The following is a 24,403-nucleotide window of genomic DNA, read 5'->3' as shown; positions in this document are numbered from 1 at the left end:
TATGAGTTTGAATGATAATCGTGCCCGCTTAGTAGAGGATCGGGCCGCCCCCGCCTCCTCCTCCGCCGTAAACGTCGTCGAATACCCCGTCGATCTGGCCGGTCGGATTCAGCTTGATCTTCTGCAGAAGATCGTTGCCCTTCGTCTCGAACTCGGCGAGCGCCTCCTTGACCGTCATCTGATTCTGCATCACCTTGTTGAATTCGATTTGGGCGAGCTGCTGAATCATATACAGGTTCGGACGTTCGGTGAGGAGCTGCTGCTCGGCGTAATTGATCTGCGACGGCAGCGGCTTCGTCGTCGTGAACGCGTCGATGTTGTAGGACATGCCGTCCTTCACCTTGATGAATTCCTTAAGCGCCGGCATCTCGTAGCTGCTGCGGGACCTCAGCTTGCCCCACTCCTTGCCGTTCATGAACTTCACGAATTCCCAAGCGTCGTCCGGATTCGGAGCCTTGGCGTTGATGCCCGCCATCGAGTTCATGTAGATATAGCTGCTGACTCCCGGAGCTTCCGCGAAGGTCGGCACCTGTACGACGTCCCAATCGAGCTGCTCCATGCCTTCGAACTTCTGATAGTTCTTGTTGTAGGTGTCGATCTCGTTGATGAAGTTGTAATTCGCGATGACCATAGCGACCTTCCCGTTGAAGAAGGTTTGCTGCTGGAACGGATTGTATCTGGTATTGTCGATCGTGGCCGGATCGACCTGCAGATCCTCCGTCGTCGGCAGGATGTGATCCTTGTACAGCTGGGAGATCGTCGTCCATACGTTCTCCCACTGCGGCGTATTGACGGTCATTTTCTCCGCGTTCGCGTCATAGAGCTTGAGCTGCAGCGGAGAAGCATAGTTCATCATATCGCTGTAACCGTCGCTATAGCCCCATTGGTTAAAGGCGAAGCCGAAGGTCGCATCCTTGCCCTCGCCGCTCTTCAGCTGACGAGCCAGCGTGAACAATTGATCCCAAGTGATGTTGGCGGCGGGAGGACTTACGTTCAATTTGCTGAAAATCTTCTTATTGTAAAAGAGCGCGGAAGGAGTATAGGTAGGCGCAAGAGCGTACAGCTGCCCGTCTCCCTGATCCTTGATTCCTTCGATGACCGCCGGAACGTAGTCGTTCGGATCGATCTTGTCTTCCTTCATCTTCGCGTCCAGCGGCATAAGAAGATTGTCGCGGACGAGGCTGCCCAGCACGCCGGAATCCAGGATCATGACGTCGACCGGATTCTCGCCGGTCATGATCTCCTTCACCTTCTCGATCGGGTCCGGTTGCTTCTGGTTCTCCTTAGGCTCATCGAATTGCGTCTCCGTGTAGTCGATGGCCGGAACGATCTCGATATCGATGTTGTTATGAGTCAATTCGAACATGTCGGTATATTGCTGCCGGAAGTACGATTCGTCCTGCGAGCTTCCGTACATCGTTCCGATTCGGAGCGTGCGGCGGTTGTTCGGGTCGTCGTCGTTGCCGCCGCTGCAAGCGGCGAGAATCGGAACCAGCATCGTTAAGGTCATTCCTACGACCGTCCATTTGCGTGCCTTGGTTGTAAATACGTTCATGCGGTTTCCCCCTCTAATGGTTTCGGCGCGCGAATTCCGATCTTCTCTCCGTCGAATTCCAAGCTCGCCTTGTCGCTGATGCCGAGGCTCTGAAGGTATTCCTTCGGAATCTGAAGCCGGCCGTAACGGTCGACGACGACGTACGCCTCGTGAACCTCTCCGAGCAAGGATCCCTCTTCCTGCGGAACCTTGGCATCGTCCAGATTCGGATTTCTCTTGATGAACTCCGTGCTCGTAAGGCCGTCCCGGATCGCGACGACGCGGTCCACCTTGCCGGCAAGCGACAGGTCGTGGGTGACGATGACGATCGTAAGCCCGAGCTCTCGATTGAACCTGCGGAAAATATCCATGATGATGTCGGAGGTGCGAGTGTCGACGGAGCCCGTCGGTTCGTCGGCGAGCAGCATCTGCGGCTTGTTCGCGAGCGAGATCGCGATCGCGACGCGCTGCTGCTCCCCTCCGGACAGCTGCGTCAGCTTGTTGTGCATCCGGTCCTTGAGGCCGACCCATTCCAGCAATTGCTTGGCGTACGCCCGGTCCGTCTTGCCGGAGAACATCATCGGCATCTCGACGTTCTCGAGCGCCGACAGGAACGGCAGCAGGTTGCGCGCGTTGTTCTGCCAGATGAAGCCGACCGTGTCGCGCTTGTACTTGACCAAGTCTTCTTCCGTCGCCTTAAGCAGGTCCCACGGACCGACCTTGACTTGGCCGGCGGACGGGCGGTCCAAGCCGCCCAGAATGTTCAGCAGCGTCGACTTGCCGCTGCCGCTGTTGCCGATGATGGCCATCATCTCGCCTTCCTGAACCGACAGGTTCAAGCCCTGGAGGGCGACGACCTCCAGATCGTCCGTCTTGTAAATCTTCACGAGCCCTTCGCAATGGATCATGGGGTTAGCGCTCCTCTCCAAGCTTGACGGCCTGGTGGACCTTCAAGCGTCTGATATGGGCGACCAGCATCGCGACTCCGATCGCCATCATGACGCCGACGACGATGTACAGCCGGTTCGTATCGACGTTGTCGAAGACGACGCGGAACGGCGGAATCTGGCCGGCGGCGTTATCGGTCGTCTGCAGGAACGGCAGGAACAGCATGCTGGTCAGCTTGCCGATGCCGATCCCGAGCCCGATGGACAATCCGGCGGTAAACACCTGCTCGAGCAGAAGCATCCCGGTGAGCTGCTTGCGGGACAGCCCCATCGCTCTCAGAATGCCGATCTGCACGATCCGGCCGGATAGATTGAAGAACCAGAACAGAATGTAGCCGGACAGCGAGACGATAATCGTCACGAGGAAGCCGAGGCTTAAGATTCCGAAGACGCCGCCCCTTGCCGGGTGCTTGCTCTGCGTGATGAGCTCGCTTCTCGCGTCGCTGATCGAGGCGATCTCGATTCCCTTCTCTTGAAGCAGCGGAATCAGCGGCGCCACCTTCGCCTCCGGCTCCATCTTCAGCCATACGTCGTATGGAGCCATCGGAGCCTCGTCGTAGATATAGTCCAGGTTCGCCACGATGAACGGCGACTCGGACGGATACTGGGCCGGCCAGTACGGCAGAATGGCGGCGACGATGAATTCGGCCCTCTGCTCCTGAATGACCGCGGAGATCTGGTCTCCTTGCTTCAGGTTGTACTTCTCCGCCAGATTGGAGGAGACAAGCGCGTATTCCGCGCCTTTGCCCATCAGGGCCAAATATTGAAACGGACTTGCCGGATACAGGTCGTCGCGGAACCACGCCACGCGAGCGAAGTCGACATTCTGGATGCCGACGACCGTTCCTTGGCCCGCCGACCGGTCGTTGACGAGCAGGTTCACCTTGGCTTGCAGCACCTTGGCGGCATGCTCGACGCCCGGCAGCGTGCGGAACACCTCGAACGGCGGCTCCGAATAAATAACCTTCGACGGCCTAGGCGTCTGGCCTTGACCTTGCCCTCCGCCCTGTCCGCCGCCTTGGCCGCCGCCTTGGCCCGATCCTTCGCCGGAGCTGATGTCCGGGCTTCCTTCCCAGACCGTCGACACGACGACGTCGGTACCGTACTGGTACAGGATCCGCTCCTCCGAGTTCAGGTCGATCGTCCGCGCGGCGGAGGCGTTGTACACCCCGAGACCCAGCGTCAGAATGAGCAGGATCATAAGCGGATAATAAGAGCGGGACGAGCGGGACAGCTGCGTCAACGTCAGGTAGAGCGGAACGGGGAGAATCGATCTCCAGAGACGGTTGAACAGCTTCAGCAGCAGCGGGAATAATCTAAGGAAGAACAACCCCGCCGCGAAAATAGTGATCGCCGGAACGAAGAACAGGAACGGCTGGACGTTCAGCTGATCCGTCGTCATTCCCGTCTTGAAGCTGACCATCTGGCGCTCGTTGAACAGGTACCAGCCGTAAGCGGCCACGCCCAGCAGCACGATGTCGATGAACCATCGCTGCCACTGCGGCGCGCGATCGCTTCTCGCCATCCGGCGCTTGTGGTCGACGATCGACGTTCTCGTATACACGAACGCCGGGATAACCGCCGCGCCGATCGCGACGAGCACGGCCGCGGCTCCCGCGAGAATGCTGTCCGTGCCGAAGCCGACCGGGATCGCCTTGCGGTTGACGAACTCCAGGAACCCGCTCGCGGAGCCGATGCTCTTGGCCATGAACCAGCCGATAAACGGTCCCGCCAGCAGCGAGATCACTCCGAGAAGAATACCTTCCATTAAGAAAATAAGCAGAATCTGGCGCTTGCCGGCTCCCCGGCTGCGCATGACCGCGATGTCGGAGCGCTGCTTCTCCAGCGCTTGGCGGGCGTTCATGGTGATGAAGTAGAACACCATCGCGATCATCGGCGCGGCCAGCGTGAACAGCATCGTTTGCAGCTGAAGGCTATCTCTTCGGAATTCCCCCAGCATCTCCTCGAAGGAGATGTCCAGGTGCGTTCCGTTCAGCTTCTGGAACACGTCGATGTCGATGCGGCCGAGCGTATCCGCCAGAGGCGAGAGCTGGCTCGTCTTGATCTCTCTCAGATCATATGCCGCATACCAGCTCGCCATCTGCAGCGGAATGCCCTGCTTCGCGACCAGGTCCTCCTTCATCGCCGGCTCGGCGATGAACAAAGTCGACATCAAGCTATCGAACCCTTGGTACCAATAGCTGCCGGAATCCTCCTTCGGCTTGAAGGTGCCGACGATCTCGACCCGCAGAGTGATATTAAGGCCCGAATAGATGGGATAGAGCAACACGTCGCCAACGTGAAGATCGTTGCGGAACATCGCCTCCTCCATCATGACGGCTTGCAGCGTTCCGTCGCTGCCCGCCCGGTCCGCGAACCACTCGCCCCCGCTCTGCTCGACCTGATCCTTCAAGCCGCTGAAGGAGCTCAGCGTCATCTTGCGGGTCCGGCTCGCGTCCACCGTGCTCGGATCCTCCGGCTGCACGTCGGCGCTCCGGATCGTCAGGCTGTTCTGAGTCGCCTGCCGAGGGAAGCCGATCTTCGCCGGTATGTCTTCGGTGATGTACTTGTCGACGTTCCGGAAGCCTTCCATATCGGTCTTGCCGTCCGTCGATTGATAGAGCACCCGCAAGGCTCCCGCGGGGAGTCCCTCGCTGTTCTCCTGAAGCGATTGCGCGACGACTCGCTTAAGCGCCCCGTCCGCGTACATCGGAATGCTTGTCGTGAACGCGACGGCGAGGAGCAGTCCGGCCAGTGTACTGAGCGTCAGCCATCGCGTATTCCACATCTTGCGGAAGAGGAATCGGATCAGCGCCCCCATCCGTTATTGACCCACGACTTTCTGCCCCGGCGTCAGGCCCTGCAGCACTTCGGCATCCGTCGAGGTCTGCTGGCCGACCTCGATATCCACCTCGCGTTTGGTTCCGTCCGGCTCGGCGACTTGCACGTAGGTGCGGGCTCCGACCGTGCGAAGGGCGGAGAGCGGAATGACGATCGCGTTCTCCTTGCGGCTGAGGATGATCGACACCGTCAGGAAGGTTCCGCGAACCGCCGTCTTGGGAAGATCCTTCACCTCGATCAGCAGATATTGATCCAAGGTCTTCACGTTCGTCGCTCCGCCGTTCTGGCCGTTGTTGCTCTCGGTATTCGTCGGCAGGCTCTTCACCTTGCCCGTTACCGTGCCGGTGCCGTTCAAGTCGATCTGCGCTTCCATGCCGACCGTGATCATCTCCAGGTAATCCTTCGAGGGCTCCGCGGCGACGATCAACTGGCTGGGATTGGCGAGCACGCCTAGCGGCTTGTAAGCCTCGACCGCGTCGCCTTCCTTGGCGGTAAGGGAGACCACCTCGCCGGCGAACGGAGCCGTAAGCACCGCGTCCGCGATGTCCTGCTCCAAATCGGCGATAGCCTGACGCTGCTCCTCGAACGCGATCTGCTGCTCTTCGAATTCGATCGGATCCATCTCGTCCTTCTTGCGGATCGTCTCCTTCATGGCGAGCTCGGATTTCCTCATCGCCAGGCGCTGGTCGCGCAGCGACTTCTTCATGTCCTCCACGTCCAGCTCCGCGATGACCTGTCCGGCCTCCACCTTGCCCCCGTTCTGTATGTAGAGCTTCTTGATAAACTTGCCGTTTAAACTCTTCGAAGTGTAATAAATCGACTTCTCCTGCGTGGACAGAAGCTTAGCCGAGAAAGAAGCCTTCTTCTCGAGCGTCTTCGTCGTCACTTCGTATTCCGGCCTCTTGGAGATCTGCGGCAGCTGAATCGCGGACAGATCCTCCTCGACCGGTTCGTCCGGCAGCAGGCTGCAGCCCGTCACCGCGACGGACAGCGAGAGGACGGCCAGCAGGCCGGCTTTGGATTTCTTCATTGATTGACGCTCACCCTTGGGCGAAAACGCCGTCCACCATCTCGTAGACATGGTCTGCTACCTCCATAATGGTCGTATCGTGTGTCGTCATGCAGATCGAGATCTTCTCCGTCGCGACGATCTCCCGGAATACCGCCATCACCTGCGCGGCCATCTGGGAATCGAGCTCCGCCGTCGGCTCGTCCGCGAGCAGGAGGCTGGGCTTGTGCGCGATCGCCTTGGCGATGGCGACCCGCTGCTGCTCGCCCCCGGACATCTCGGACGGGCGGTGGTGCATTCTCTTGCCCAGGCCGACGAGCTCCAGGCAGGAGGTGACTCGCGCCTTCCACTCCGAACGCGGAATGCCCGCCATTCTCATCGACAGCTCGACGTTCTCGTAGGCGGAGAGCAGCGGCATCAAGGCATACGCTTGGAAAATAAAGCCGATGTCCTTCCGCCGCACGGAGGTTCTCTTGTCGTCGTCCCATTCATGGAACGGCTGGCCGCGGAACAAAATTTGGCCTTGCGACGGCGTATCGAGGCCGCCCATTAAATTCATCAGCGTCGTCTTGCCCGAGCCCGATCGGCCCTTCAGCATGATGAGCTGTTGCGGGTAAAGCTTAAGATCGATGCCCTTCAGAACCCTGAGCTTCTGAGAGCCCACATCGAAAGAGCGTTCCACGCCTTGCACGACGAGAAGCGGTTCTTTGTTCTCTTCTCCCTCATGCCCCTCCTCCGCGCTTGTCCCCATCTTCCCTGCCTCTTCCAGGCTGCCGCCCGGTTCTTCCCGCTTCTTCCTGCGCGGCTTCCAAGCGAGCATCCGAATTCCCTCCCTCTTCCAGTTGCACTTCCAACAATATTAACGATCCAATCCGGGAAAAAGTTACGGCTTTAGGTATATTTTATGAGAAACATGAGAAGGATTTCGGCATTTTTCTCAGAAAGCGCCTTCAATCGCAGGCGGAATACGGCAGAGCGCCTGTTTTTTTTCGCTCCCTCTTTATAAGGGAGGGATATTTTGTGTATGATGAAGAAATAACAAGTTTTACGCGAGAAAGGTTGGTCGGATTGGAGAGCAAAACGGCATCATCTAACAACTTTATTAGAAACATCGTCGTGGAGGATCTCGCGGCCGGGCGCGTGACCGAGGTCGTGACCCGTTTCCCGCCGGAGCCCAACGGCTATCTGCATATCGGACATGCCAAGTCGATCTGCCTCAACTTCGAGCTGGCCGACGAATTCAAAGGCCGGACCAATCTGCGCTTCGACGATACCAACCCCGTCAAGGAAGACGTCGAATACGTCGAATCGATCAAGCAGGACGTCAAGTGGCTCGGCTTCGAGTGGGACGGACTCTTCTTCGCGTCCGACTACTTCGGGCAAATGTACGAGCGCGCTCTTCTTCTCATTCGCAAGGGACTCGCATACGTCGACGACCAAACGGCCGATCAGATTCGCGAGAACCGCGGCACGCTGAGCGAGCCGGGAAGGAACAGCCCGTACCGGGACCGCACCGTGGAGGAGAACCTCGAGCTGTTCGAACGGATGAAGAAGGGCGAATTCGGCAACGGGGAAAAGGTGCTTCGGGCGAAGATCGACATGTCGTCTCCGAACATCAACATGCGCGACCCGGTCATTTACCGGATCGTCCACGCTCATCATCATAATACCGGGGACGCTTGGGTCATCTATCCGATGTATGCCTTCGCCCATCCGCTCGAGGACGCCATCGAGGGAGTGACCCACTCGATCTGCACGCTGGAGTTCGAGGACCAACGGCCGTTCTACGATTGGGTCGTCGAGCAATGCGAGATGGAAGCGACGCCCCGCCAATACGAGTTCAACCGCCTGAACATCACGAACACCGTGATGAGCAAGCGGAAGCTGAAGGCGCTCGTCGACGAGAAGGTCGTCGACGGCTGGGACGATCCGCGCATGCCGACGATCTCCGGCCTCCGTCGCAAAGGCTACACGCCGGAAGCGATCCGCGCGTTCTGCCGCGAGATCGGAGTCGCGAAGAGCTACGGCGTCGTCGACGAGCGGATGCTCGAGCACTTCATCCGCGAGGACCTGAAGCTGAAGGCGCCCCGCACGATGGCCGTCCTTCGCCCGCTGAAGGTCGTCATCACGAACTACCCGGAAGGCCAAGTCGAGTGGCTGGAAGCCGAGAACAACTCGGAGAACGAAGAGCTGGGCAACCGCCAAATCCCGTTCTCCCGCGAGATCTACATCGAGCAGGACGACTTCATGGAGACGCCTCCGCCGAAGTACTTCCGCTTGTTCCCGGGCAACGAGGTGCGTCTGAAGCACGCATACTTCATCAAGTGCGAGGAAGTCGTCAAGAACGAAGCGGGCGAAGTCGTCGAGCTTCGCTGCACGTACGACCCCGAGACGAAGAGCGGCTCCGGCTTCACCGGCCGCAAGGTCAAGGGAACGATCCATTGGGTCGAGGCTTCCCAAGCCGTTCCGGCGGAGTTCCGCCTCTTCGAGCCTCTTATCAACGACGAGGACGACGACGAGGACACCTCCTTCCTGGAGCGAATCAACCCGAATTCGCTCGAGACGCTGCAGGGCTTCGTCGAGCCGGGCATGAAGGGCGCGGTCGCTCAAGACAAGTTCCAGTTCTTCCGGCACGGTTACTTCAACGTGGATTCGAAGCTCAGCGAGCCGGGCCGTCCGGTGTTCAACCGGATCGTGTCGCTCAAGAGCTCGTTCGAGGTTCCCAAAGCATAACCATCTTATAGCAAGAAAGCTCCGCTCCCCTTCGGCTTGGCCGCGGGGAACGGAGCTTTCTTTGTCGAATCGGGCGACAAACGGCCCGATAAGGGCCAGAATGAACCTGAAGGCAGGCTGTACCGTCTTATCCTTCGTATAAAGGAGGAATGCCAAGCATGAATACGAAACGAAGCATCCATTGCCGATGGACGCTGTTAGCCATAGCCGTGCTGCTGGTCTTGGGAGGATGCGGCAACGGCTCCGGAGGCACGGCTCCCACCGGCGAGCCGAGCCAGCCGTCGTCCGCGTCTCCGTCCCAGGCCGGGACGGAGACGCCTGTCCCGCCGGAGATCTCGCCCGCTCCGTCCGATCCCGCGTCCCCTTCGCCGACGCCGTCGCCGTCCTCCTCGCCTACCGGGATCGACGATCCCATCGCGGATCAGGTGAAGCGGCTTACCCTATCGGAGAAGATAGGTCAAATGCTGATCGCGGGCATCGACGGCAAGACTCTCGACGCCGAAGGACGTTCGATGATCGCCGATTCCCATGTCGGCGGGATTATTTTATACTCCCGCAACGTCGGCACGCTCAAGAGTACCGTCTCCCTCATCAACTCGCTTAAGAAGGCCAATCGGGACTACTCGATTCCCCTCTTCATGAGCGTCGATCAGGAAGGAGGCAAGGTCAGCCGGCTTCCGGACAGCTACGAGGACATTCCGGCCAATGAAGTCGTTGGCGCGGCCAAGGAGGACCGTCTCGCCGGCGAGATGGGCCGTCTCCTTGCGCGGGAGCTGCTCTCCGCCGGCTTCAATCTCGACTTCGCTCCCGTGCTGGACGTGAACAGCAACCCGGACAATCCCGTCATCGGATCGCGTTCCTTCGGCAGCTCGCCAACCCTGGTCGCCTACTTCGGAACCGCGGAGCTCAAGGGGCTGCGCGAGGGCGGCGTGATCCCGGTGGCGAAGCATTTTCCCGGCCATGGCGACACCTCCGTCGACTCGCACCTCGATCTGCCCGTCGTCGACAAGACGGCCGAGGAGCTCGCCAAGCTGGAATGGATTCCGTTCGAGAAGGCCATCGAGAACGGCGTCGAAGCGATCATGGTCGCCCACATCCTGTACCCGAAGCTGGATCCGGATAAGCCCGCCTCCCTCTCCGGGGAGCTTGTCGGACACTGGCTGCGGGACAAAATGGGTTACGACGGCGTCGTCATGACCGACGATCTGACGATGGGAGCCATCGCGAAGAACTATACGCTTAAAGAAGCGGCCGTCGAGGCCGTGGAAGCCGGCTGCGACGTCCTGCTCGTCGCCCATGGCTACGATAAGATGAAGACCGTTCGCGACTCTCTCCTGCAAGCGGTCGAGAGCGGCAAGCTGGACGAGTCGAGAATCGACGAGAGCGTCTACCGCATTCTTCGGCTTAAAAGCGAGTACGCGCTTAAGGACGAGGACACGGCCGTTCCCGACCTGGCCGAGCTGAACAGCGACATCAAAGCTTGGCGGTCTTCCTTGCAGGGCTAACCGATCAATCGAAGCCGAACGACTCATATTTAATCGCGTTGCGGATACTCGGCCATACGTCCGCCGAATCGGCGCTGATGTACCAATAAGCGAAGCCTGCCGCTCCCAGCTTTAACGATTCGCGTACTTTCGCGGTCAGGGAGCGGCTTTCTTCCGTCCAAATCCGGTGCGTCGTTTGCCCCTTGGCGTAGGCGAACACGTATTGGCCGACCGAGGAATCCCACGCTTTGGACGCGGACGCGAGCGATCGGATGAGCTCGTTCTGCTCGCCGATCTCAAGCTCCGTCGAACTCACAGCGGGCTCTATCGTCCAGTCTCTCGTGTATAAGGGAAGCGCCACTATCGTTTTTTCGGCCGGGACTTCGCGCAGCAGCGTATTCAAGCCCGATTTCAACCAAGGCAGCGACGACACCGAGCCCGCCACGGGAGAGCCGCCCCAGTGCTCGTCGTAGGCCATCAGAACGACGTAGTCCGCCGATTCCCCGATCGCCTCGTATTGGAACGCTTCCGTCCAGTCCGTCCCCAAATCGGGGGAGACGTTGACCGACAGCACGGCGCCCGACTTATGCAGTGCCGCCGCCAGTTCTTCTACGAACAAAGTCATCGAATCGCGGTCTTCTCCGTACACGTTCTCGAAGTCGAGATTAAGGCCGTCCATTCCGTGCTTAACGACGAGAGCGGCGGCTTGCGACACGATCTTCTGGCGGTTCGCCTGGCTGCTCAGCATCGCATGGGTCCTATCCGCGTCGAAACGGTTGCCGAACATGCCCCACACTTGCTTGCCGCTCGTATTCGCCCAGCTTAGCAGAGCCGAGTCCGTATTGTCGGTGATGGCAGAAGCGGAATCGAGGAAAAACACGCGGGGAACCAAGGTATTGACCGAGGAGCGGGAGATGCTGGCCTTGTACTCGGCGAGCGTCTGCTGGTATTGCCAGCCGAGCTGCGGCATGGCGGAAGCGGTCGCGCCGAACCGGCTCTCCCAATCGGCGGTTTGCAGGATTCGGTGGAACACGACCGCGATCTCCGCACGGGTCAATATAGCCGTCGGCCGGAAATTCCCGTTCCCGTCGCCTTTCAGCAGACCAGCTTGGGAAGCCGCCTGCACGGAAGCTTTCGCATAGTCGGAGATCGAGCCGACATCCGGGAAGCGGACAGCCGAGGTGCCGTTCGCGCTCAGCCCGAGCCCCCGCGCCAGAATGACGGCCGCTTGCTCTCTCGTGATCGAAGCCTTAGGCTGAAATGCCGTTGCGCTCGTTCCGGCGACAAGCTCCAGATTGGATGCCGCTTGGACCGCCCCGTAGAACCAGTCGGAAGGCTTCGCGTCCCGGAAAGAGGCGATCGCATTGTTCGTCTCTTCCAGGCCGAACAGCCGGATGAGCACGGCCGCGAACTCCGCTCTCGTCACCGGCTTGCCGGGCTCATAGAGCCGTTCGCCCGTTCCGCCTACGATTCCTTTGGCGGCGAGAGCGGTAATGTCGTCTTTGGCATAGCTGGCGGAAATATCGTCGAAGGGCAAGGAAGAAGCCGCGGAAGCGGCATCGGGGGCGGTCGGCAGGCTGCCTGCGCCAAAGGTTAACGCCGCGATTAGAGGCAGAAGGACGCGGCGACTACGAGCGAATCTCAAGGAACAAGCACCTCGATTTAATAGGATAGTATCATCCTATCAAATCGCGGGGTTCTGGTAGACACGCAAGTTTTGGCAAAAGGAAGGCTCCGCGGCATTGTCCGCGGAGCCTTCCGATATTATGGCGCCGCGAATTCGCTGAAGTCGCCGCTGAGCATGGCGGTCAGCATGCGATAGAATTCCCGGTAATCGCTCTCCAGCACGACCTCCGAACGCGGGCGTTCTCCGCTCCAGGCCGGCGTGTTCTCCGGTGCAGGTCTCGTGTCCACCGCGCTGAACCCCCGATTCGCTTCGCTATGGCATTCGATCTCCACCGGGTAATGACCCGACTTCAAGATCAGCTCCGGCCGGATGCACATCGCGATAGTCACGGAATCCGGATGCGTCACGCCCTCCAGGCCGTTCGCCAGGTTGAACTCCAGCGCTTTGCGGTTGACCTGGTGGTAGAACCTGGAGACCTCGGTATCTATTCGCTTCAGCTTCTCCAGATCCTCCCCTCCCACCAGCGCGTAGCGGACGCATACGTCCCAGCCGACCATCGCGATCGGGAAGCCGGCTTGGAACACCATTTGCGCCGCCTCGGGATCCACGTAGAAGTTGAATTCCGCCGTAGAAGTGATATTCCCGCGGAAGTGGCAGGAGCCTCCCATAACCCATACTTTTTTCACCTTATGTACGATGGACGGATCCAGCATATAGGCGACGGCCAGATTGGTCAGCGGTCCGTGCGCCACGATCTCCAGCTCGCCCGGATATTCGTTCAGCAGCCGGACGATGGCGTTTGCCGCATGCTCCGTTTCCGCCTTCTGCCTAGGCAGCGGGAAGTTCGTCTCGCCCATTCCGTCCGCTCCGTGCACGTAAGCCGCTTGCACGAGCGGCCTCAGCAGCGGTCGATCGCAGCCTTCGAACACGGGCACCTCCCCGCTCCGTCCCGCATGCTCGACCGTCGTCAGCGCGTTTATCGTGCACTGGCCGACCGGAATGTTCCCCATCACCGTCGTGATCGCTTCCACCTTGACCCCGGGCCAGAGCAAGCCGAACAGAATCGACGTGACGTCGTCCCCCGCCGTATCCGTATCGATGATTAAACGTTTTTGAAAGTTCATGCTAATCCTCCGTCGATGCTCATTTCTTGAAAAGCCGCCCTTACAGTATATCGGTTTCTCCCATGGGCTCGTCAAGCGAATGGCCTAGGCAACGCAAAACGGCCCTTGGGTCTGTGTCGTCCAGACCGCTAAGGACCGTCTTCAAGGGTGATTGCGAGGATAAGCTTCTCCATCAGGCGGTAAACAGCAGGTCCTCCATCATCGTCAGCAGGCGGGACCTCATCTCCTTGAGCTTATCGACCCCGAACGCGAGGAGCCGCTCATCGTCCGATACCCGCAAACTGTCTATTTTACGATGAAGTTCATCCATCTTTACGATTTCATCCGAATAAGCAAGATTGCGGTCGTAAATCCGAACCCGATAGAGGAGATCGTCCGTTACGTTCCATAAATTCTCTAATAGCTGATGCATCGCGATCTATCCTTTCATCCTTGACTATCGTTTCATCCTATTCCCCGGAGAACGAAAGGTTCAAACAGGAGGGACAAATAGGCATCAAGGCAGCGGCGGGGAAAAGGCGACAAAGACCGCCTTGCCGGGCGGTCCTACTACTACTATTCTGTCATGCGTGCTTCAGCGATTCGACAAGCTGCTCGCGCAGTTTGCCGTATTCTTGGCGCTTGCGGAGCTCGGCCGTCGACTCTTCCTCGGAGTATAGCGGATTCGGCGCGTCGACGGCGACGGAGCCGGGCGATCCGCCGAGGACGACGACGCGCGTCGCCAGCAGAAGCGCTTCGTCTACGTCGTGCGTGATGAAGAAGATCGCCTGCCGGGAAGCGAGCCAAAGCCGGCGAAGCTGCTGCTGCAGGTTCTCGCGCGTGATCGCGTCCAGCGCCCCGAACGGTTCGTCCATCAGGATAATTCTAGGCGAAGCGGCAAGCGTACGCGCGATGGCCGCCCTCTGCTTCATCCCGCCGGACAACTCGAATGGAAGCTTATCCTCGGCGTCGCCAAGGCCGACCCGGCGCACCGCTTCCTCCGCCCGCTCCCGCCTCTCCGCACGGCCGACTCCCTGCATCCGAAGGCCGAATTCGGCGTTCCGTCGTATCGACAGCCAAGGGAACAGGTTAGCGTGCTGGAACACGACGCCGACTTCCGGGCGCGGCTCCGCCTTCTCCCGCCCGAGTACTCTCACGCGTCCGGATGAAGGCTGCTCGTATCCCGCGATAAGGCGGAGCAGCGACGTTTTGCCGCAGCCGGATGCCCCGAGCACGCAGACGAATTCCCGCTCCCGGAGCTCCAGGCTGACATTCCTCAGCACTTCCTTCTCCTTCTTGCCTCTTCCGTAAACGAGCGATACCTCCTCGATAGAGACCAGACGCTCCCCATCCTCTGTGGAAGGAGAAGCGTCATAAGATTCCGTTAACCCGATAGCCCTCATGGATTCACCCGCCGTTCGGTACGATTATGGGTTCAACGATTCTTGATAAATGGCGGCTTGGTAGTCTTTCAGCTCCGGAACCGCCTCGATCAGCTTCTGGTCGGCCAGGAATTGGCCGGTCTCCTTAAGTACCTTCGCGAAGCCGCTTTCTTCCGGCTTGCTGCCGAGGTACTTGGCGTCCTGCTGTTCCTTCGACGTCAGCCAGACAAGCTGTTTGGTTTGAGCGAGCGCGTCCGCCTCATCCGTGCTGAGCAGCGGAGCGAGCGCCTTCGCCGCCTCTTCCGGCTTGTCGCGATACAGCTTGACGGCCTCGTCGAGAACGCCGACGTACTGCTTCACGAAGTCCGGATAATCCTCCGCGAACTTCGTGCGTACGACTCCGACGTCGGCCGTGATGGCGCCTTTCTCCGACAGCTCTTGCGCGGTAACGATAATGCCGCCTCCGTCCTGGGTCAGCTTCGCCAGCGTCGGATTCCAGACGAACGCGGCGTCGATGTCCTTGCGCTGCCAGGCGGCCAGAATATCCTGAGGCTGCAGGTCTAGGATGGTCACCTGCGCCGGATCCACTCCTTCGAGCTTAAGCGCGGACAGAAGGCTGAAGTGCGAGGTGGAGCCGAACGGCGTCGCTACCTTTTTGCCGACGAGATCCTTTGCGGATTTGATGTTCGCGCTGTCGCGAACGGCAAGCGATTCGGCTTCGCCGATAATATCGTGCAGGAAATACACTTCGTACGGCAGCTTGTTCGAGATCCCGATCGATACCGGGACGGAGCCCGCCAGCCCGAGATCGACGCTGCCCGCCGCGACGGCCGTGTTGACGTCCCGGCCGGAATCGAATTGCTTCCAGTTGATCTTGACGTCCGGGAACTTCTTCTCCGCGAGTCCTTGCGCTTTGACGAGCAGCTCCGCGTTCGGGATCACCTGGTAACCGATCGTCACCTCCTTCGGAAGGCTTCCGCTCTCCGAATGGTCGTTGCCGCACGCCGTCAATCCGAGCCCGAAGGATGCCGCCAGTATGAGTGCCGTCCGCTTGAATTTTCTTTTTTGAGCCATGATTGGACCTCTCCCTTTTCATTGTTGGAACTTATTCCTTGCCGTTCCACGGCACCTGCGTCTTCGCCAGCCAGCGAACGAGCAGATCCAGCAGAACCGCGATCAAACCCATCAGAAGAATGCCGACGAAGATGACGTCGCTCCGCAGGAACTTGCTGGCGTCGAGCACCATCCACCCCATGCCGGACACGGCGGCGACCATCTCCGCGGCGACCAAGGTCGTATACGTCATTCCCATCGCCGTGCGGATGCCGGTGAAGATGTCGGGAAGGCAAGACGGGAAGATGACGTACAGGAACGCTTTGCCGCGGCTGGCCCCGAGAGACCGGGCCGCCAGGATGCGGTCTCTCGGAATGCGGGCTACGCCGGCTACGACGGCAATATAGAGCGGCGCGAAAGCCGCCAAAAAGAGCAACGCGATCTTGGAAGCGTCGCCGATCCCTAGCCAGAGGACGAGCAGCGTGTAGTAAGCTAACGGAGGCAAGGGGCGATAGAATTCGATAAGCGGGTCGATCAGCGCGCGCACCTTCGGAGAATACCCGCTGGCCAGGCCGAGCGGAATCGCCGTTACGATCGCCAAGAAGAACGCAAGGGCGAGCCGTTTCAGGCTTTCGCCGATGTGGCTGGCGAGCGGGCTGCCTTTATAGCCTTCGCGGCAAATGTCGACGAAAGCCCCCCACACCTTCTGCGGAGACGGAACGAACAGCGGATTGACCCAGTTCAACGCGGTCGACAGCCACCAGAGACTCAGCAGCAGGAAGACGGACAGCAGCGACAACCAGCCGTTCCAAGATCGGATTCGCATGAACGCCCCGCCTTATTTCCCGGCCGAAGGGAGATGTTCGTACGCCACGATTTCTCCCGGGTTGCGGATATATCCGGCGGTCGACCCGGACGGCTTGGCTCCGCTTCCGTCGCGCGTCAACGGCAGCAAAGGGAAAAGAAGCTCGGCCACGCGATAAGCTTCCTCCAAATGAGGATAGCCGGACAGAATGAACTTCTCGATCCCAAGCTCGGCATACTCCTTGAACCGCTTGGCGACCGTCTCGGGGTCTCCGACCAATGCCGTCCCCGCTCCTCCGCGCGCGAGTCCGATTCCCGCCCACAAATTCGGCGAGACGACGAGGTTGCTCCGGCTGCCGCCGTGCAGCTCGGTCATGCGACGCTGCCCGTGCGAGTCCATCCTCGCGTACACCTGCTGCGCCTTCGCGATCGTGTCGTCGTCCAGATGCCGGATGAGGTCGTCGGCGGCCGCCCACGCTTCGCGTTCCGTCTCCCTCACGATCACGTGCAGCCGGATGCCGAACGTCATTTCCCGGCCTTCGGCCGCCGCCCGCTTGCGCACGAACTCCAGCTTCTTCTCCACCTGCGCGGGAGGCTCCCCCCACGTTAAGTACACGTCGCAATGCTTCGCCGCGACGTCGATCGCCTTCGGCGAGGAGCCGCCGAAGTAAAGCGGCGGGTAAGGCGACTGCTCGGGAGGGTAGAACACCCGAGCCCCTTTGACTCGCAAATGATCGCCATACAGCGTCACTTCTTCCCGGCCCAGAACCTTGCGCCAAACGTGGAGGAATTCGTCCGTCAGCTCGTAGCGCTCGTCATGTCCGAGGAAGACGCCGTCCGCTTCAAGCTCCTCGGGATCGCCGCCCGCGACGACGTTGATAAGCAGCCTTCCCTCCGACGTCCGATCGAACGTCGAAGCCATGCGCGCCGCCAGCGTCGGGCTCATCAGGCCAGGCCTCACCGCGACCAGAAACTTCAGTCTCCGGGTGACCGGTATAAGAGACGATGCGGTCACCCAAGCGTCCTCGCACGATCTTCCGGTCGGAAGCAGCACTCCTTCGTAACCGAGATCGTCGGCCGCGACCGCGACTTGGCGCAGATAGGCCGGCGATAGCTGGCGGGCGCCTCGGCTCGTGCCGATGTGGCGCCCGTCGCCGTAAGTCGGAATAAACCAGAACAATTCCATGACTGAACTCCCCTTTGGGCAAAATAAAAAGATCCAACGTCAAGCCGAGTGCCGCCCGCGGGGAAAGGGCTGTTCGGCTGTCGTTGAATCTCCGGCGATCCGGTCGACTCTTCGGGGTATCCGGTTATGATCGATCCCTCGAGGATCGAAACGCGTAAGTTTGCTTCTCGCGACTTATCGTACCGAATAATACCAAGTATGTCAATTGGATTTTAACATTTTCGTCCCAACTACCATTCGAGCTATCGGATCGGGATCGCTATCGCGCTTCTCCCCTCCGCTCAGGAACCGTTCGCAATAAGACGATCAAGAAAGAGGGAGCACGAGCGGGAAATCTGAGATAGAGGCATGAGATAGAGAGCATAAGATAGAGAGCATCGGATAGAGAGCATGAGGTTGGGACCATGAGAGGGTGACCATGAGAGGGTGACCATAAATAAGGAGCATGAGATAAGAAGCGCCAGATAAGAAGCGTGAGTTAAGGAGCGTAAGTTAAGGTGAGATGGGGATCAAAATGAGGAAAAATCACGTCAGGGATATCGTGTCTGTGCGATGGCGTCAGGAGAAGAAGTTCATGGAGTATCCGCCTTGAGGGGCATCTAGTCTTCAGATAGAGAACCTCTATTTTCCGGCGCGCTTAGGAGGCGGTCCTTGTTTGGGCGTCCGATCATTTCCTGAGCGAACGGGAGAGGCGACATAAGGAAAGGCAAACCGTAAGTTCGATGAAGGTACCGTGGCGTCAAGCGACTATAAAAAAGTCCCCGGAAGGGCCGCAAAGGCGACCTTTCCGAGGACGAGGACGATGGATCGTTATACGCCGTAAGCGGACGGATTCTCGCGCCAAGCTTGAAGCCGGGCGACGTCCTCCTCGCGGATCGCTCCGGATTCCACGGCAACTTTGATGAGCGCCGAATAGTTGGATAGCGTATCGAGAGGAATGTTCTCCGCGGCGAACGCATCCAGCGCGTTCTGGAACTGATAGGTGAAGATGGCGACGACGCCTTGCACCTCGCAGCCGGCTTCGCGGACGGCTACCGCCGCCTTCAGGGAACTGCCGCCGGTGGAGATCAAGTCTTCGATCAGGACGACTTTTTGCCCCGGCTCGAAGTGGCCCTCGATTTGGTTCGTCTTGCCGTGTCCCTTCGCCTTGTCGCGGACGTACAGCATCGGCAGGTTCAGCTTCTGCGCTACCCATGCGGCGTGCGGGATTCCGCCGGTTGCGATGCCGGCTACCGCTTGGCAGTCCGGATACTTCTCGCGGATAATGGTCGCGAAGCCTTCCGCGATCAAGTCCCGGATAGCCGGATACGACATCGTGAGACGGTTATCGCAGTAGATCGGCGACTTGATGCCCGAAGTCCACGTGAACGACTCCTGCGGGCGCAGGGCAACGGCGTTGATGCTGAGCAAGCCTTTGGCAATCTCGGCAGGAAGCCGGTCGAGTTTAACGGTCGTCATAGGAAGAGCTCATCTCCTTAAGTATCGTTTGAAGTGCGGCAGCCGGATCGGCTGCTCCCGTAATCGGACGGCCGATGACGAGATAGTCGGTGCCGCCCTTGACCGCATCGGAAGGCGTGGTGATGCGCTGCTGGTCGCCGACATCGGCGCCTTTCGGGCGGATGCCCGGAGTGACCGTGAGGAACGAGGCGCCGCAGGCGGCTTTGATCGCGCCGACTTCCAGCGGAGAAGCGACGACGCCGTCGAGGCCGGCTTCCTTCGTCAATCGGGCGTAGCGAAGAACGGCCTCCTCTACCGTGCCCGGAATGCCGATCTCTTCATTCAAGGTCGTCAAATTCGTGCTCGTGAGCTGAGTAACTCCGATGATAAGAGGCTTGGTTGCCGTTTCGCCCGCATCGAGCGCGTCCTGAACGCCTTGAACGGCGGCTCTCATCATGGCGGCGCCGCCTGCGGCATGGACGTTGAACATGTCTACTCCGAGTTTGGCGATGCTGCGCGCTCCTCCCCTGACCGTATTGGGAATGTCGTGCATCTTCAGGTCGAGGAATACCCGGAAGCCGCGAGCCTTCAGTTCCCGGACGATATCCTGTCCGGCCGCATAGAAGAGCTCCATTCCCACCTTCGCCCAGCAGCCTGTGCCTTGAAGCTGCTCGGCGAGCTGCAGAGCGGCGCTTCGGTCCGGCTTGTCCAAGGCTACCATTACTTTCGCGGCTGCTTGCTCCGGCGTTAGCTTCGTCATCGTCAATTGTGCCCGCTCCTTTAATCTTTATATCGATCTATTCATACAGAAGCCCGGGCCCCATCCGCTTGCGCGGAGGAGACCGGGCATGAAGCCTTGATTACTGAAGAACCGGCATCGGCTCGCTGGAGAAGCGAAGCGCCTCAAGCATGTTGAGCAGAGCGCGCACCGTATCGAGGGAGGTCAAGCAGACTACTCCGTTCTCGACCGCTTCGCGGCGGATGCGGAAGCCGTCGCGCTCCGGCGTCTTGCCCTTCGTGAGCGTGTTGACGACGAATTGCGCTTGGCCCGTGCGGATCATGTCGAGGATGTTAGGCGAGCCCTCGCTCAGCTTGTTCACGCGCTTCACGCGCATGCCCGCTTTCTCGAGCGCGTCGGCCGTTCCGCCCGTCGCCATCAGCTTGTAGCCGAGCTGGTAGAAGCCGCGGAGGATCTCGATCGCTTCTTCTTTGTCCTTGTCGGATACCGTCGCGATGATCGTGCCGGATTGCGGAATCTTCATGCCGGAGCCGATAAGGCCCTTGAACAGCGCCTTGGCGAAGAAGCGGTCGCGTCCCATGACTTCCCCGGTCGACTTCATCTCCGGAGTCAGCGTCGGGTCGACGCGGCGAAGCTTCGCGAAGGAGAATACCGGCACCTTGACGGACACGTACTGGTCTTCCGGCCACAGGCCGTCCTGATAGCCCAGATCCTTCAGCTTCACGCCGAGGATCGCCTGGGTCGCCAGGTTCGCCATCGGTACGTTCGTAACCTTGGACAGGAACGGAACCGTACGCGAGGAACGAGGGTTGACCTCGATGACGTAGACTTTATCCTGCCAGACGACGAACTGGATGTTGACCAGGCCGACCGTCTTCAGTTCCTTCGCGATGCGCGTCGTGATGTCGATCGCTTGGTTCTTGATGTCGTCCGACAGCGTCTGCGGCGGATATACCGCGATCGAGTCGCCGGAGTGAACGCCCGCGCGTTCGATGTGCTCCATGATGCCCGGGATCAGAACCGTATCGCCGTCGCAGATCGCGTCGACCTCGATCTCCTTGCCCAGCATATAGCGGTCGATCAGGACCGGATGCTCCGGATTGATCTTGACCGCGACCTTCATGTAAGCGAGCAGCTCTTCGTCGGAGTAGACGATCTCCATCGCGCGTCCGCCGAGGACGTAAGAAGGGCGAACGAGCACCGGATAGCCTAGCTCGCGAGCCGTGCCGACCGCTTCTTCGACGGAAGTGACCGTGCTGCCCTTCGGCTGCGGGATGTTCAGCTTGCGAAGCAGAGCTTCGAACTTCTTGCGGTCTTCCGCCTCGTCGATGCTTTCCAGGGAAGTTCCGAGGATGCGAACGCCGGCCTTGGCCAGAGGGCCTGCCAGGTTGATCGCCGTCTGTCCGCCGAATTGCACGATGACGCCGATCGGCTTCTCTTGCTCGATGACGTTCATGACGTCTTCGAAGAAGAGAGGCTCGAAGTACAGCCGGTCCGACGTATTGAAGTCGGTCGATACCGTCTCCGGGTTGTTGTTGATGATGACCGCTTCATAGCCGGCGTTGCGAAGCGCCCACACCGCATGAACGGTCGAATAGTCGAACTCGATGCCTTGGCCGATCCGGATCGGACCGGAGCCCAGTACGATAACCTTCTCCTTCGTGCTCGGAAGCACTTCGTTCTCGGTCTCGTAGGTCGAGTAGTAGTACGGAGTCGAAGCTTCGAACTCGGCCGCGCAGGTATCGACCATTTTATAAACGGGTTTCAGCCCTTGCTGCACGCGCAGCGCGCGAACGTCCGCTTCTGCCGTATGGGCTGCGCTTGCGCCTTGGCCTTCCTTGCGAAGCTCGGCGATCGCGCGGTCCGTGAAGCCCATGCGCTTCGCTTGGTACAGCGTCTCTTGGGTCAAGCCGGGCTCTCTGCGGATCGTATCCTCGAAGGAGATGATGCGTTCGATTTTGTCGAGGAACCACCAGTCAATGCGAGTGATGTCTTGAATCTTCTGCAGTCCCCAGCCGCGGCGGAACGCTTCGGCTACGAGGAACAGGCGCTCGTCGTCCGGCTTCGCCAGGCGGGTCGTCAGCGTCTCGTCGTCTAGCTCGCTCGCATCTTTCAGAAGCAGGCGGTGTACGCCGATCTCCAAGGAACGGACCGCTTTGTGGATGGACTCTTCGAACGTGCGGCCGATGGCCATGACTTCGCCGGTCGCCTTCATCTGCGTGCCCAGCTTGCGGTTGGCGTCCGTGAACTTGTCGAACGGCCAGCGCGGGATTTTGCTGACGATGTAGTCGAGCGTAGGCTCGAAGCAAGCGTACGTCTGTCCCGTGACGGGGTTTACGATCTCGTCAAGCGTGTAGCCGATCGCGATCTTCGCCGCCATCTTGGCGATCGGATAGCCCGTCGCCTTCGACGCAAGCGCCGAGGAGCGGCTGACGCGCGGGTTTACTTCGATGACGTAGTATTGGTAGCTCTGAGGATCGAGCGCGAACTGTACGTTACAGCCGCCTTCGATGTTCAGGGCGCGGATGATCTTCAGCGATGCCGAACGGAGCATTTGGTACTCGCGGTCGGACAGCGTCTGGCTCGGCGCCACGACGATGCTGTCGCCCGTATGGACGCCGACAGGGTCGAGGTTCTCCATGTTGCAGACGACGATACAGTTGTCGTTCGCGTCGCGCATGACCTCGTACTCGACTTCCTTCATGCCGGCGATCGATTTCTCGATCAGGCACTGGCCGATCGGGCTGTAGCGGATTCCGTTCGCGACCGTCTCGCGCAGCTCTTCTTCGTTGCCGACGATGCCGCCGCCCGTTCCGCCCAGCGTGTAAGCCGGACGGACGATGACCGGATAGCCGATTCGGTTCGCGAAGTCTACCGCTCCTTGAACCGTCGTGACGATGTCGCTCTCCGGAACCGGCTGTTCCAGCTCGCGCATCAGCTCGCGGAACAGGTCGCGGTCTTCGGCTTTCTCGATCGCCGTCAGCTGCGTGCCGAGGAGCTTCACTTTCTCTTGCTCCAGGACGCCGGCGCGGGCGAGCTCGACCGCCATGTTCAGGCCGGTTTGACCGCCAAGCGTAGGAAGCAGGCCGTCCGGACGCTCCTGGCGGATAATCTGGGAGACGAACTCCAGGTTGATCGGTTCGATGTATACTTTGTCGGCCATGTTCGTGTCGGTCATGATCGTGGCCGGGTTGCTGTTGATGAGGACGACTTCCAGTCCCTCTTCCTTCAGAGCTTGGCAAGCCTGCGTGCCGGCATAGTCGAATTCCGCCGCTTGTCCGATGACGATCGGGCCGGAGCCGATAACGAGAATTTTCTTGAGGTCTTTATTTCTGGGCATACTGCAGTTCTCCTCTCAGCGCCTCCGCCAATTGCGCCTGACGAGGACGCTGCGGGTTGGCGGATTTATGTTCGCGAATCATCTGGATGAAGCGGTCGAAAAGATAGCTGTTGTCGAACGGACCCGGGGCCGCTTCCGGATGGTATTGCACCGTGAACGCCGGGAACTTCTTATGCTTCAAGCCTTCGATCGTCTTGTCGTTGTTGTTGATGTGCGTAACTTCCAGGTCGGTGCCGACGATGGACTCTTCCTTCACCGTGTATCCATGGTTCTGGGACGTGATGAAGCAGCGTCCGGATTCCAGCTCCTTGACCGGATGGTTGCCGCCGCGGTGGCCGAACTTCAGCTTGTCGGTATCCGCGCCGCAAGCGAGGGCGAACAGCTGGTGGCCGAGGCAGATGCCGAAGATCGGGAATTCGCCGAGCAACTGGCGGATCGTCTCCACCGCATGGGGAACGTCCTTCGGATCGCCGGGGCCGTTGGACAGCTGAATGCCGTCCGGAGACAGGCGGCGAATCTCATCCGCGGTCGTGTCGTGCGGAACGACGACGACGTCGCAGCCGCGCTGGGTCAGCTCGCGCAGGATGCCGCTCTTCGCGCCGTAGTCGATCAGGACGACGCGCTCGCGGCTGCCCGGGCTGGAGAAGACGGTCTTCGTCGACGTGCGGGCCACTTGGTCGCGCAGCAGCGAGGAGACGGACAGGCGCTCGGCGAGCTCTTCGACGCGCTCGTTGCCTGTCGTCAGGATCCCCTTCATCGTGCCGTGCTGGCGAAGGATTCTCGTCAGCATCCGGGTGTCGATCTCGCTGATGCCGATGATGCCGTATTCTTTAAGCAGATGGTCAAGCGTATATTGAGCGCGCCAGTTGCTTGGCACCTCTTCGTGACGGCGAACGACGAAGCCGTGAATGTAAGGCCGCACGGATTCGAAGTCGTCCCGGTTGATTCCGTAGTTGCCGATAAGCGGGAACGTCATCGTGACGATCTGCCCGCAGTAGGACGGGTCGGACAGTACTTCCTGGTAGCCGGTAATCCCGGTGTTGAACACGACCTCGCCGGTGGAAGCTCCTTCGGCCCCGAATCCTTTGCCCGTAAACAGGGTGCCGTCTTCCAGTAACAATCTTGCTTGCATTCCCGATTCCTCCTCAAGTATATGCTTAGGGCACTTGCAACCGACCGCATAA

At 59.8% G+C, this 24,403-nt stretch carries 18 protein-coding genes; 2 read left to right on the top strand and 16 right to left on the bottom strand.

The features are described 5' to 3' along the window. Window positions 1-28: 28 nt before the first annotated feature. From H7B67_RS19725 to H7B67_RS19705, 5 genes are read right to left on the bottom strand one after another with little or no spacing between them, the layout of a single operon-like run. The gene (locus H7B67_RS19725) at window positions 29-1,555 is read right to left on the bottom strand and encodes an ABC transporter substrate-binding protein (protein ID WP_185121569.1); all 1,527 of its coding nucleotides are present in this window, start codon (window positions 1,553-1,555) and stop codon (window positions 29-31) included. Next, entirely contained in the window at window positions 1,552-2,442 is an 891-nt protein-coding gene (locus tag H7B67_RS19720) for an ABC transporter ATP-binding protein (protein ID WP_185121568.1), read from the bottom strand. Before H7B67_RS19720 ends, H7B67_RS19725 begins: the two co-directional genes overlap by 4 nt. Window positions 2,443-2,446: 4 nt before the next feature. Continuing rightward, complete coding sequence (locus H7B67_RS19715) at window positions 2,447-5,302, bottom strand: ABC transporter permease (RefSeq protein ID WP_185121567.1); 2,856 nt, start codon at window positions 5,300-5,302, stop codon at window positions 2,447-2,449. 3 nt (window positions 5,303-5,305) lie between these two features. Then, window positions 5,306-6,352 (bottom strand): efflux RND transporter periplasmic adaptor subunit, encoded by a 1,047-nt coding sequence (locus tag H7B67_RS19710; protein ID WP_245363455.1) that lies wholly within the window; start codon window positions 6,350-6,352, stop codon window positions 5,306-5,308. A 10-nt stretch (window positions 6,353-6,362) separates the two neighbouring features. Next, a complete protein-coding gene (locus tag H7B67_RS19705) occupies window positions 6,363-7,082 on the bottom strand; it encodes an ABC transporter ATP-binding protein (RefSeq protein ID WP_425353890.1) in 720 nt (239 codons plus the stop codon). A 317-nt stretch (window positions 7,083-7,399) separates the two neighbouring features. Between H7B67_RS19705 and H7B67_RS19700 the strand changes: the two genes are divergently transcribed. Next, window positions 7,400-9,064 carry a glutamine--tRNA ligase/YqeY domain fusion protein gene (locus H7B67_RS19700; protein ID WP_185121678.1) on the top strand — a complete coding sequence of 555 codons (1,665 nt, stop codon included), beginning with the start codon at window positions 7,400-7,402 and terminating at the stop codon, window positions 9,062-9,064. Between the two features lie 158 nt (window positions 9,065-9,222). Beyond that, a complete protein-coding gene (nagZ, locus tag H7B67_RS19695; RefSeq protein WP_185121564.1) occupies window positions 9,223-10,569 on the top strand; it encodes a beta-N-acetylhexosaminidase in 1,347 nt (448 codons plus the stop codon). A 4-nt stretch (window positions 10,570-10,573) separates the two neighbouring features. Here nagZ and H7B67_RS19690 read toward each other — a convergent pair whose 3' ends face one another. The 11 genes from H7B67_RS19690 to H7B67_RS19640 all read right to left on the bottom strand — a co-directional run bounded on the left by H7B67_RS19690 (window position 10,574) and on the right by H7B67_RS19640 (window position 24,351). Then, the gene (locus H7B67_RS19690) at window positions 10,574-12,193 is read right to left on the bottom strand and encodes an S-layer homology domain-containing protein (RefSeq protein ID WP_185121563.1); all 1,620 of its coding nucleotides are present in this window, start codon (window positions 12,191-12,193) and stop codon (window positions 10,574-10,576) included. Window positions 12,194-12,312: 119 nt separating this feature from the next. After that, window positions 12,313-13,299: a nucleoside hydrolase gene (locus tag H7B67_RS19685; protein ID WP_185121562.1), complete on the bottom strand. Its 987-nt coding sequence runs from the start codon at window positions 13,297-13,299 to the stop codon at window positions 12,313-12,315. A gap of 172 nt (window positions 13,300-13,471) precedes the next feature. Further along, on the bottom strand, window positions 13,472-13,711 hold the full coding sequence (locus H7B67_RS19680; RefSeq protein ID WP_185121561.1) for a hypothetical protein: 240 nt from the start codon (window positions 13,709-13,711) through the stop codon (window positions 13,472-13,474). A gap of 151 nt (window positions 13,712-13,862) precedes the next feature. Further along, a complete protein-coding gene (locus tag H7B67_RS19675; RefSeq protein WP_185121560.1) occupies window positions 13,863-14,681 on the bottom strand; it encodes an ABC transporter ATP-binding protein in 819 nt (272 codons plus the stop codon). A gap of 24 nt (window positions 14,682-14,705) precedes the next feature. Beyond that, on the bottom strand, window positions 14,706-15,734 hold the full coding sequence (locus tag H7B67_RS19670; protein WP_185121559.1) for a taurine ABC transporter substrate-binding protein: 1,029 nt from the start codon (window positions 15,732-15,734) through the stop codon (window positions 14,706-14,708). Window positions 15,735-15,765: 31 nt separating this feature from the next. Next, complete coding sequence (locus tag H7B67_RS19665) at window positions 15,766-16,539, bottom strand: ABC transporter permease subunit (RefSeq protein ID WP_185121558.1); 774 nt, start codon at window positions 16,537-16,539, stop codon at window positions 15,766-15,768. Between the two features lie 12 nt (window positions 16,540-16,551). Further along, complete coding sequence (gene ssuD / locus H7B67_RS19660) at window positions 16,552-17,703, bottom strand: FMNH2-dependent alkanesulfonate monooxygenase (RefSeq protein WP_185121557.1); 1,152 nt, start codon at window positions 17,701-17,703, stop codon at window positions 16,552-16,554. An 810-nt stretch (window positions 17,704-18,513) separates the two neighbouring features. Beyond that, a complete protein-coding gene (pyrE, locus tag H7B67_RS19655) occupies window positions 18,514-19,161 on the bottom strand; it encodes an orotate phosphoribosyltransferase (RefSeq protein WP_185121556.1) in 648 nt (215 codons plus the stop codon). Beyond that, entirely contained in the window at window positions 19,148-19,900 is a 753-nt protein-coding gene (pyrF, locus tag H7B67_RS19650; protein ID WP_185121677.1) for an orotidine-5'-phosphate decarboxylase, read from the bottom strand. Before pyrF ends, pyrE begins: the two co-directional genes overlap by 14 nt. 100 nt (window positions 19,901-20,000) lie before the next feature. Continuing rightward, entirely contained in the window at window positions 20,001-23,219 is a 3,219-nt protein-coding gene (gene carB, locus H7B67_RS19645; RefSeq protein ID WP_185121555.1) for a carbamoyl-phosphate synthase large subunit, read from the bottom strand. Next, window positions 23,206-24,351, bottom strand: a complete 1,146-nt coding sequence (locus tag H7B67_RS19640; protein ID WP_185121554.1) for a carbamoyl phosphate synthase small subunit — start codon at window positions 24,349-24,351, stop codon at window positions 23,206-23,208. Before H7B67_RS19640 ends, carB begins: the two co-directional genes overlap by 14 nt. Window positions 24,352-24,403 lie beyond the last annotated feature (52 nt).

The organism is Cohnella thailandensis (assembly GCF_014212135.1).
Lineage (GTDB): Bacteria > Bacillota > Bacilli > Paenibacillales > Paenibacillaceae > Cohnella > Cohnella thailandensis.
This window is presented reverse-complemented; position numbering and strand designations above follow the sequence as displayed.